Annotated in this window: 9 protein-coding genes; 7 read left to right on the plus strand and 2 right to left on the minus strand. The window is 41.5% G+C overall.

Annotated elements, in window-relative coordinates:
• Window positions 1-121: 121 nt before the first annotated feature.
• The 5 genes from H9647_RS01925 to H9647_RS01945 all read left to right on the plus strand — a co-directional run bounded on the left by H9647_RS01925 (window position 122) and on the right by H9647_RS01945 (window position 6014).
• Complete coding sequence (locus H9647_RS01925; RefSeq protein ID WP_191797680.1) at window positions 122-973, plus strand: GNAT family N-acetyltransferase; 852 nt, start codon at window positions 122-124, stop codon at window positions 971-973.
• Between the two features lie 19 nt (window positions 974-992).
• Window positions 993-1433, plus strand: a complete 441-nt coding sequence (locus tag H9647_RS01930) for a VanZ family protein (RefSeq protein ID WP_191797682.1) — start codon at window positions 993-995, stop codon at window positions 1431-1433.
• Window positions 1434-1634: 201 nt separating this feature from the next.
• On the plus strand, window positions 1635-3104 hold the full coding sequence (locus H9647_RS01935; RefSeq protein ID WP_191797684.1) for an N-acetylmuramoyl-L-alanine amidase family protein: 1470 nt from the start codon (window positions 1635-1637) through the stop codon (window positions 3102-3104).
• A gap of 306 nt (window positions 3105-3410) precedes the next feature.
• A complete protein-coding gene (gene bglS, locus H9647_RS01940) occupies window positions 3411-4124 on the plus strand; it encodes a beta-glucanase (RefSeq protein ID WP_191797686.1) in 714 nt (237 codons plus the stop codon).
• A 243-nt stretch (window positions 4125-4367) separates the two neighbouring features.
• Window positions 4368-6014 (plus strand): extracellular solute-binding protein, encoded by a 1647-nt coding sequence (locus H9647_RS01945; protein ID WP_225228998.1) that lies wholly within the window; start codon window positions 4368-4370, stop codon window positions 6012-6014.
• Window positions 6015-6163: 149 nt separating this feature from the next.
• Here H9647_RS01945 and H9647_RS01950 read toward each other — a convergent pair whose 3' ends face one another.
• Entirely contained in the window at window positions 6164-7804 is a 1641-nt protein-coding gene (locus H9647_RS01950) for a response regulator transcription factor (protein ID WP_191797690.1), read from the minus strand.
• Between the two features lie 11 nt (window positions 7805-7815).
• On the minus strand, window positions 7816-9525 hold the full coding sequence (locus tag H9647_RS01955) for a sensor histidine kinase (protein ID WP_191797692.1): 1710 nt from the start codon (window positions 9523-9525) through the stop codon (window positions 7816-7818).
• Between the two features lie 235 nt (window positions 9526-9760).
• Here H9647_RS01955 and H9647_RS01960 point away from each other — a divergent pair, with 235 nt between their 5' ends.
• Together H9647_RS01960 and H9647_RS01965 are read left to right on the plus strand one after the other, a co-directional pair.
• On the plus strand, window positions 9761-10621 hold the full coding sequence (locus H9647_RS01960) for an ABC transporter permease (protein ID WP_191798612.1): 861 nt from the start codon (window positions 9761-9763) through the stop codon (window positions 10619-10621).
• A 16-nt stretch (window positions 10622-10637) separates the two neighbouring features.
• On the plus strand, window positions 10638-11516 hold the full coding sequence (locus H9647_RS01965; protein ID WP_191797694.1) for a carbohydrate ABC transporter permease: 879 nt from the start codon (window positions 10638-10640) through the stop codon (window positions 11514-11516).
• The last annotated feature ends 28 nt before the right edge of the window (window positions 11517-11544 follow it).

Here is an 11544-nt window from a genome sequence, read left to right on the forward strand (position 1 = left end):
GACAAAAAGATACTGGAATAATTTACTGAATAAAAAAAGGGAATCAATTGGCAAAACATAGCTATTGGACTATGATAGATAAAAGGCGAATAGAGCAAAAAAGTGGGGAAGGTGTCAGAAAATGAAAGATGATGTGCTCAAAGTAAGTACTGCCCAGCGTCTGGAACGTTCTGAGATGGAATACATGATAGACCGAATGAGAGCAATAGAAGAACGTTCGGGGAATCCAATGGGCATTGAGACTCAGTATTTTGGAGAAGCTGTCGCTTTTTATAGTAGGGAGATGCCTTGGCCTCAGTTTAATACAGTGAAGGGAATCGGTTCAGCAGAAGAGTCATATCTATCCGAAATCATTTCCTTTTATCGCTCAAGGAACCGCAATCCGCATATAGAGGTTACTCCTCTTAGAGCAGAGCCAACACTGTTCAGATCACTAGCTAGACAAGGTTTTTTTCAATCCTCCTTTCATGCCACGTTATATACAGGATGTAAGAAAAAGAGTGCTTCTCCATTAGAAAAATGGACAAACGACAAGGAAAACGCAGAAATTATAGAAATAAACTCGAATCAATTTGATGATTATGCCATGGTTCATTGTCTAGGGACAGGATTACCGATTTCAGGGAAACAGCATATTGCAGATAACAACCGTATTCTTCATGGAAGAAAAGGGTGGAAGTATTATGTAGCTTATTATAATAACGAACCCGTGGGCGCTGCGGCAGCTTATATTCAAGGAAGTACCGCTTCATTGACCTTTGCAACTACCTTGCCGGCATACCGAAATAGAGGAATTCAAACCTTGTTAATTGAGCGGCGAATGAGAGATGCAGTTCAGGAGGGGTGTAATCTCATCGTTGGACAAGCCGCATATCTGTCTTCGAGTTTTCGGAATATGCAGCGAGCAGGAATGCAGCTTGGTTACACAAGATCGACCTGGAGCAGTCTTATGCCTCTGAGCGGCCTTATGTAGAAAGAAGGGAATGTAAGAGTTGAAGCAACAAACTTTATTTCGGGTGCTCCTTTTTCTATATTCAGTAATGCTCTTATATTTTATGTTTGCTGGATTTCATCGCTCAATTCATAGTAACTATCGCTATAATCTGATCCCATTCCATACGATTTCAGCTTATGTAAGGAATCTGAGTCTTGATAATGTAATAGATACATCAATTAATTTGATTGGGAACATTGCCGTTTTTATCCCGCTTGGCTTTCTTATTCCAGCATCGAAGTCTCATCCTTGGTCCTATGGTAGGTTCATTCTATTCTTTAGTTCTTTTATCATTTTACTTGAGTGCATGCAGACTTTTTTACGAGTGGGAACCGGAGATATTGATGACCTTTTATTGAACGTAATCGGTGGTTCTGTTGGGTACGTATTATTCTCTCAATATAAAAAAATGAGTTTCATAGATCACCAGAAAACATAGAAGAAATGTAATATTCAGAAAAAGAGTAAAGAAACCGATATATATAGGGGATTTTAGGTTTCATTTTTATGACAGACTGGAAAAGAAAAGGTCATTATAGACGCAACTATTACTAGATTTCTGCGTTCATTATAGTAGAGAATGTAAAAAAATGTTGGATGCCGGCGAGTTTACTAGACGACCAAAAGGATGTGTGAAGGTTTGAAGAAAATTGTTCTATTCATGTTGTTGTTTGTAGGGTTATGGGTGATTCCTGGGCTCAGTCATGCAGACGGTGGACAAGCTAAGATTTATCTTAATGATAAAGAGCTTGGAGCGACGGGCGATACGAAAGTCGAGATTATTAATAAATCTGTCATGATTCCAATCCGTATGGTGGCAGAGGAACTTGGCTATGGCGTAAAGTGGGAACAAAAAACAGGCACCGTTACTATAGAACAAAATGGCTCCACCATTAAAATGGTCGTAAATAACAAAAATGCTACAGTTGATAATCAATCCGTAAAGCTGGACAATGCACCCGTCCTTAGAAAGGGAACGACACTGGTTCCACTACGTTTTGTCGGTGAGCAGTTCGGTATGAAGGTAAGCTGGAATAATACCACAAAGACAGTATATTTGGAGGATGAGAGTGGATCTGGAGCAGGCAGTCAGCCTCCAGCGGGTTCAACTACCTTACCTAGTGAAGGCGATAGCAGTACAGTACCCAATCCGAACAGTCTCATGGAAATAAGTGGACTCAGCTTCAGTGAGAACCGTTTGCTGATCGGGACAAGCGGTAAAGTTACTCCTAAAGTATTCACGATGACTGGACCAGATCGAATTGTAATTGATCTGCCTAATACTAAATTTAGTTCAACGTTTGGAGAAGATCTGAATCAGCAGGGTGCAGGTAATTTAGAAGTTACTGGTTACCCGATTGTATCCAAAATCCGATACTCTCTGTTCAGTGATAATCCTTCTACCGTCCGCATTGTTCTCGATTTGACACAGGTCTCTGGATACCATGTGACACAAGAAGGGACAAGCCTACTGGTACTCGATCTAAATTCAGATTCAACTTCTACACCAAATACAAACAGTCCGGGAACAACTCCTGTCATACCGCCGGCAACGACGAACCCTGGCGGAAATAACGGCAACAAAGTCATTGTTTTAGATGCAGGTCATGGAGATCATGATTCTGGTGCAGTAGGAGTCACAGGCAAATTAGAGAAAGACCTAAACCTCAGTCTGATTCTGAAGGTAGAGGCATTACTTAAAAAAGAATCTGGCGTTGATGTAATTCTTACCAGAGATGATGATACATTTGTTTCTTTAACAGGTCGTGCGAAGGTAGCGAATGACCTCGGAGCGGATGTATTCATCTCCATCCATGCCAACTCTGCCGCTGCATCAGCGAGTGGGACAGAAACGTTTTATTACAAAAATCAAGATAAAGCTTTAGCCACGATCGTTCATAAACATATGGTCAGTGCAACGGGTTTTAAAGACCGTAAAGTGAAATCAGGTAATCTTTCCGTATTAAGAAACACAAAAATGCCGGCAGCATTGCTGGAGATTGGTTTCCTTTCTAACAAGACAGAAGAAGCGGCTATGTTCAAAGAAGATTTTCAGAACCGCGTTGCCCAGGGCATTGTTGATGGCATTAAAGAGTATTTGAACTTATAACTTATCGTCATAATAATGAAGGATTGATATTGAATATCCAAAGTGTGGATTAGAGGAGGATGTGATCCTACACGCATAAGAAGTCGCGAAATCGCGGCTTTTTTTGTTTTAGCAATGTAAGTTCTTATCGTAAGCGAAGGAAAAGAGCTATATTGTAGGCCGCTATATTTAGAAATGAATATCTATTCTTTAGATTTTTTTATTTTTAACTCATACAAATCCATATAGAATGATAACAACAAACATGTAAGCGCTTTATAAGTTGTTTTTAATACATGTTTGAAATTTCTCAGGAGGTGTGTGTGGATGAAAAGAAAGACTTGGTACACGTTGGTGGTGGTTATGATGATTTCTTTATTTTCCTCGGTAAGCGCATTTGCAGGTTATGTTTTCTGGGAACCGTTAAGCTATTTCAACTCAAACACATGGCAAAAGGCAGATGGATACTCTAACGGTGGAATGTTCAACTGCACTTGGCGAGCAAACAATGTTAATTTTACAAGTGATGGTAAACTCAAGCTTGGTTTAACCAGTTCTGCTCAAAATAAGTTTGATTGCGGTGAGTATCGTTCCACCAATAATTACGGATACGGGCTTTATGAAGTCAGTATGAAACCCGCTAAGAATCCTGGGATTGTTTCCTCCTTTTTTACTTATACCGGACCTGCTCATGGAACACAATGGGATGAGATTGATATTGAATTCTTAGGTAAAGATACAACAAAAGTACAGTTTAATTATTATACAAATGGGGTTGGTAATCATGAGAAGATGATCAATTTAGGGTTTGATGCATCACAAGGATTTCATACGTATGCTTTCGACTGGCAGCCAGGACATATCAAATGGTATGTGGATGGAGTATTAAAACATACAGCAACCAGCAATATCCCCAAAACACCTGGAAAAATTATGATGAATATTTGGAACGGTACAGGGGTTGATGAATGGTTAGGTTCTTATAACGGTGCCAATCCATTGTCTGCAGAATATGATTGGGTTCGATATACGAGTAACTAGAAGGTAAAGGCAGCCATCACTGGCTGCTTTTGATTTTTGATCATAACCGGATTCAACCAAGTATCATTTATCCAATATATGTATTCAATTTCAAATATCCTAAATTATTGCAATAAATGTTGCAATATTAGTATGGGCAGATGCATTAATCATTCATTATGATTAACTCTGTAAGCAACATTACATAGACTGGGGGAAGCAATGTTGGACACAAATAAAAAAAGAAGAATAGGTAGTATGGTAATGGTAGGGATATTGGCCCTATCTGCGGTACTGAGTGGATGCGGTAATGGGGGGAACAAGGAAGCTGAGTCGAGCACTCCATCTGCACCCTTGGAGCTTAAAGATGGGAAATACGATCCGCCGGTGACAATTAGCTATCTACGGCCTTGGGGTCCAGACGTTACGTTTAAGTCAGGCGAGGATCAGGATAACAATGTTCATACCAAATGGGCGAAGGAGAAGCTGGGCATTGAGCTGAAAAATGAATGGGTTTCTCCATCTACCAATAATGCATTCGAGACGAAGCTTCGTCTATCCCTTGCTTCCAATGCAGAAATGCCGGATATTATCTCTTATCGTGGTGAATTTAATTTGGTGCGTGAGTTGATTGAATCCGGAATGTTTGTTGATGCAGGCGAGTTATTTGATAAATATGCCAACGATACATGGAAAGATGCGATTAACGAAGATCCTTCCGTTTGGTATCCATATATGCAAGACGGCAAACGCATTGGTATCCCGATTCTGGATTATTCCTATAATGGTGACCCAGTTATGTGGATTCGGGAGGATTGGCTGAAAAAGCTTAATCTGAAAGGACCGGAGACATTGGCTGATCTTGAAGTTGTTATGGATGCGTTTACAAATCAAGACCCGGATGGGAATGGTAAAAAGGATACATTCGGATTGACCATTGGATTCAAAAACTGGGTAAACACCTGGATGTCGGATGCTGGATGGGTCTTTGGAGCATATGGCACGATGCCAAACCAATGGAACCTTACAGAGGATGGAAAGCTTGAATATGGTTCAGTGACACCTGGAGCAAAACAGGCACTCGCAACATTACAAAGTTGGATGAGCAAAGGATATATCCCAGAGGAAGTAGGCGTATACGACGAGACGAAGGCTGCTGAAGAATTCACTGCCGGCAAGGCAGGGATTGTGGTTGGGCCTCACTGGATGCCAACTTGGCCACTGGAGGACGTGAAGAAAAACGATCCAGATGCTGAATATAAGGCATATCCTATTCCTTCTGGCCCTGATGGTGAAGCAGGCAGACGTGGTACGCCGAACGAGAATGGTGTTGTTCTGATTAATAAGAACATGGAGAATCCGGAAGTATTTTTCACCTATCAAAACTATCTGTTTGAGAATTTTGCTAATCCACAAGCAGGCGGTGAATTCGAATATGGATTTGCTGAAGGATACGATTATGTTATGGTTGACGGCAAACCATCAACGGATCCAAGCCTTACGGAAGGTTATGCTCCTGAGAAATACACGTTGGCCTTCGATGGGGCACGGATTCCAAGTCTTAGTATGAATACGCTGGCGAAGCTGGCAAATGGTGAGGAGCCATCGACGCCATTTGAGAAAAAGTTACATTCAAGTGTTCCAACAGCGATGCTGGAAGCAGCGAAACTTGTTCTGGATCAAAAGGATATCTCTCTTAAGCAAATGTTTACTGGTGCGCCAACGATGACGATGCAGATGAATAATGATATTCTGACCAAGATGGAGAAGGATACATTCTCCCAAATCATCTATGGTAAAACTTCAATTGATGCATTTGATTCTTTCGTAGAGAAGTGGAAGTCTTCAGGCGGGGATGAGATGACAAAAGAAGTAAACGAATGGTACCAGTCCGTACAGAGCGAAAAGTAAGAAATGCAGAGTTGTTAAAATCACCCATTCACTGCAATATTTCAACAAAAATCTAATCACAAAAGGCATTGCTGGGATAACTCCAGCAATGCCTTTTAGCAGTTTGGATAACATAGAAGTAACGGGTTGAATCTAGTTTCGAGTCCTCTTTAAACGGGCAGACTTTCCCGATATTCCTGCGGAGTAACGTCATAAAATTTCTTGAATACACGAATAAAGTAGGCGGTATTGTTGTAACCGACGAGCTCTGAAATTTCAAATATCTTGGCAGTTGAAGTTCGCAAGTAATATGCAGCCTTCTCCATTCTTAATCTGTAGACGTAGGCTGTAAGTGCTTCTCCCGTCTCCGCTTTATAGACTTTGGATAAATAGACAGGATGCAGATGTACATGGTCAGCAATCGCTGGCAGGGATACATCGGAAGCTAGATGATGATCGACAAAACTTTGTACACTCCGAACGATCGTGCTGTGATTGTCCTTCAGCTCTTGTTCAGCGTCATCACGGATGTAATGCAACGTTCGGATAGACCAATCCATTAGTTGCTTTGTAGTCGAATAGCTAGGAGCTTGAAAGTAACGATAGGACTCGGCTGGTAGTATTGAAGAGAGCTGTTTTCCATTTTTATGTATGATATAAGTAAATGCACCGGCTAAAGCGTAGTACACTTCAATCGATGACTCTGCGATATCATGATCTTCGCTTGAATGCAGCAGCTCCTCAAAGATCTGCTCGATTTTCAGTTCCACATCTTGAAACCGTCCGGCTTCGAGCAGACTTATTAAAGTAGGCGGTTTATAAAGTGACCTGATCGCATGGAGAGAAGGCACATTTTTTTCGTCGGAAGCGGTAACGAACAAGCCTTGAACTTGTCCCATCCGTTTACGCATAGATATAACTGCTCGCTCATAAATTTCACCGATCTCGTTCGGGAATTTACCCCAGTGAGAAACGGAGATCGAGATTGCTCCCTTTAAGTAGGACTGCACATTCGTTTGAATCTGAGCGGCATAATGTTCTAGCATCGTCTGAGGGGTCTCGTGTTTACTTGAGAACATCTTGCCTGGGTTTCTGACACTGACCAGGACAACGATATAATCATGAACATCTCGGGTATGCCAGATATGAAAATGGCCTTGCACAACTTCATTAATAATATTACAGATGGCATACTCCATGAGTGCAATATCGCCGCTTGCCATCTCGGATAAATGCTCTTCCATTCGAATAATTAACATCCCTAAATCTTCTCCTATTGCATAGGGAAGTTCCAGTAGTTCAAGTTTATCTTTCAGCGTCTTTTGATCATAGGTTTTGCCAGTCAGCAGCTCATGAAGCATCGTAGATTGCAGTAGTGGCAGGTTATCCTGAAACGCATGTAATGCTCTTTGATAAGATGCAGCTGTTTCCCATTTTTCCTGAATTCGGTTGACGAGACGTTGGACTGATTCCATCAGATCTTCATCACTCACAGGCTTGAGTAGATAATCAAAGCTTTCTTGGGCCATCGCCTGCTTTGCATATTCAAAATCGGCATGACCTGACAGCAGAATAGTTTGTACATGGGGCCATCTTTTATGAATCTCGGTAATTAGTGCAATGCCAGATATTTCAGGCATACGAATATCGCTAATCACAATATCGATGTCGTGGTTTTCCATAATTTCAAGTGCCACTTTGCCAGATAATGCCTCATGGACAGTGCCAATTCCACAGCTTTCCCAAGGAATGGTCTCTGCCAGCGTCTCGACCACTGAACGTTCATCATCCACTAATAAAATTTGTAGCATGGATAGTTCACCTACTTGTTAGTATTGTCGTGCCATATGATATCAACTTTAACCCCACCGAGTGAAGAATGATGATAGGTCAAACCTGCTTCTTCACCGTATAGAAAAGATAAACGCTGATGAACATTCCACGTGCCGCAGCCCATATTCTCATCCAGCGGTTTAAGGAGATCATATTTCATTTGATCAAGCTGTTTGTCTGACATGCCAAGTCCACTGTCTTCCACCGTAAGAGTATATACATCATCTTTGCAGTCCCCATAAATTCTGATTTCCCCATTCTCTGCTCTAGGCTCGAGTCCATGGATGATAGCGTTCTCAATAATAGGCTGGAGGGTCAACCTGGGTACCGTTTTATCTAAAATAGCATGGGGAACGTCGATTGTAAAATGCATACGTTCTAGTCTAAGCGATTGGATCTCAAGATAATTTTTCACCATTGCTAATTCTTCTCGTATTGTTGCCATGTCATTTTCCGATCTTGTTATGTACCGGTAGTATTCTCCCAAATTTAGTGCCATGGCCACCACCGCTTTTTCATTTTTCATTCTCGCCATATTTTTGATATAGAACAAGCAGTTATAGAGAAAATGTGGATTGATCTGGGATTGCAGCTGCTTCAGGGTTGCTTCACGTCTTCTCAGTTTCTCTTCGTAGACATTTTCGATTAACTCCTGAATACGCTGCGCCATGATGTTGAACCTAGCGAACAAGAGGCTAAATTCGTTATGTGCAGTGTGATTCAGTCGCACGGAAAAGTCCCCGGTGGACAAGCGATTAGTTCCTCTCACCAGTTGAAGAAGAGGGACCTGAACACTGCGAAAGAGCGTATACAGAACTAGGATACTCATCACGATTAAGACTGCAATAGAGGCATAGAACAGGTTACGACTGCTCGTAATCGGCTTTAATATTTGCTGCATAGGCACATAATCCACATAGTACCAACCGAGACTCTTGGATTGAATATAGGAAACGTAGTATTCGGTTCCATCCAGTGTAGTTCTGAACCCGCCTCTAGCTTGCAGTTTTGCACTTTGCAGTGAAGGCAGAATCGATTTCAGGGTACTCTTCTCCGTGCTGTTGCTAATTAAGCCGAAATCAGGATGAAACATAAAAGGGTCGCCTTTGTTGTTTAACTTATTCTGATTAAGCAGCAATTTGAGATGGTGAACTGGAAAACTAATTTTGGTAATCAATTTGGCCTTACTAGGATTGCTCATCGCTGTCGTTGGATCGGTAGTATGCCAGATAAATTGATTGTCGTTATAGGTCCAGGACTGCGAGAGTGGTTCTGTAAACTCATTTTCTCTGTAAGGTATGTAAGCATAATAGTCTGTTGATATTACTTTTTCCATACGGGGGAAGTACAAGGTAATGGTCGAATGCCATTTGCTTGCTGCATTATACAGATTCATCTTCTCTAGAATGGCACTTCCCGCTTTGGTACGCTCATAGGGAATATCTTTGTAGTCGGGGCGTTGATACTCCTGAATACTGGAATCCTGTCCAATCGACATCCCGTAAAGGGACAACTGATAAATGTTGGACTCCACGGATTCTGCAAAAGTCGACAGCTGATTCTTCGTGTTGTTCTGAATTTCATGTTCAATGACTCTTACGCTTTCTCTATTCGAGTAGGTATAGAGGAACAAAACCAGAATAAGCAGGATCACAACTAACAATGCAATTTTAGTAAAAACATTTAAGCGGTTCAGCAAAGCTCTGCCTCCTCATCTCGTTAAAATATTCATATCATTCTTGCAATATTAGGATATAGATCGCAAAATCCCATTGTTATAATTTTACTATACAAGTTTGGGTTAACTTGTAAAACATAAAAATTAGAACATGGGGGATGCAGGGGTGAAGGAACATACTTTAAAAACAACGCATAAACAGCGTTCTACCAAGGTGAGACAGCGCTGGAATTTTCAGCGGAACTGGCCATTGCATATGATGCTCATTCCAGCCGTATTACTCGCGCTGGTGTTTCAGTACATACCGATGGGCGGAATTGTCATCGCTTTTCAAGATTACAAACCATACCTTGGATTTTCAGGATCTGAATGGGTAGGGTGGGACAATTTCCGATACCTGTTTTTATATCCTGACGTTGGTCAAGTCATTTGGAATACACTCTTTATTGCCTTTTTCAAGATTGTGGCAGGGCTGATTGCCCCTTTGTTGTTTGCCGTTTTATTAAATGAAGTACGACTGGTTGGTTTTAAAAGAGTGAGCCAAACACTGGTTTATCTGCCGCATTTTCTCTCATGGGTTATACTCGGCGGGATTTTACTTGACATCTTGTCTCCGCAAGGAGGAATTGTGAATCAGCTGATCGTAGCACTTGGAGGGGAACCGATCTTTTTCCTTGGAGATGGTACGTGGTTCCGGGTAACGCTGATCGTCAGTGACGTCTGGAAAGAATTTGGTTTTGGAACGATCGTCTTTCTTGCCTCTCTCGCAGGGATTAACCCGGCGCTTTACGAAGCGGCCGAAGTGGACGGGGCTAACCGGTTTAAGCAGACGCTGCACATTACGATTCCGGCATTGATGCCGATTACAATTGTGCTTATGACGCTTTCCATTGGTAATATTCTAAATGCCGGTTTTGACCAAGTTTTCAACCTGTACAATCCACTTGTGTATGACAAAGGAGATATCATTGATACTTTTGTTTATCGACTGGGGATCTTGAACGGGAAGATGAGTTTTGCTACAGCGGTAGGATTATTCAAATCTGTGGTAGCTACTATTTTGATTGTGGTATCGTACAGACTTGCTTACAAACTAGCCAACTATAGAGTTTTTTAGAGAGGAGAAACGAAGCTTGTATTATAAAACAAAAGGATATCGAATATTCAGCATAGCCAACTACACGTTCCTTGGTATTTTATCGTTACTCTGTATTCTGCCCATCATTCACATATTAGCTGTTTCATTCAGCAGTATGGCGCCGGCTTCCTCCAATATGGTCACATTCTGGCCGATTGGTTTTACAACGGACGCCTATGTGAAAACATTCGGAAATTCAAACTTTATCAATTCCCTTTGGGTATCTGTCAATCGAACCATACTAGCTACAATCATTGGTATCTTCATCATGCTGATTACAGCTTTTCCTTTATCAAAGGAAGATACTAGTTTCAAAGGACGTTCATGGTACACTTGGTTTTTTGTGTTCACCATTCTATTCAGCGGCGGTCTTATTCCGAGCTATATTCTTGTACAAAAGCTTGGTTTGATGAATACAATCTGGGCACTCATTTTGCCAGGAGCCTTGTCCGTGTGGAATGTCATCCTCATGATGAACTTTTTCCGCGGATTACCAAAAGAACTGGAGGAAGCAGCTTATTTGGATGGAGCAGGACATCTCAAAACACTCGTTTTGGTTTATGTTCCACTTTCGCTTCCAGCGATCGCAACCCTGTCTTTGTTCACAATGGTAGCTCAATGGAATTCTTGGTTCGACGGCATGATCTACATGTCTGACATTAAAGATTATCCACTTGCATCCTTGCTGCAAACCATCATTGTTCAGCAAGATCTTAGTAAAATCAATGTAGACCCATCTATGCTGGAGAATATCTCACAGCGAACCGTACGTGCAGCACAAATCTTTATTGGTGCGCTGCCGATCTTGCTTGTATATCCGTTTTTGCAACGCTTTTTTGTTAAAGGAATCGTCATTGGAGCGGTTAAAGGCTAAGCAATTAAAACTTGGTTAATGGAGGATA

This window comes from Paenibacillus gallinarum, from assembly GCF_014836635.1.
Lineage (GTDB): Bacteria > Bacillota > Bacilli > Paenibacillales > Paenibacillaceae > Paenibacillus > Paenibacillus gallinarum.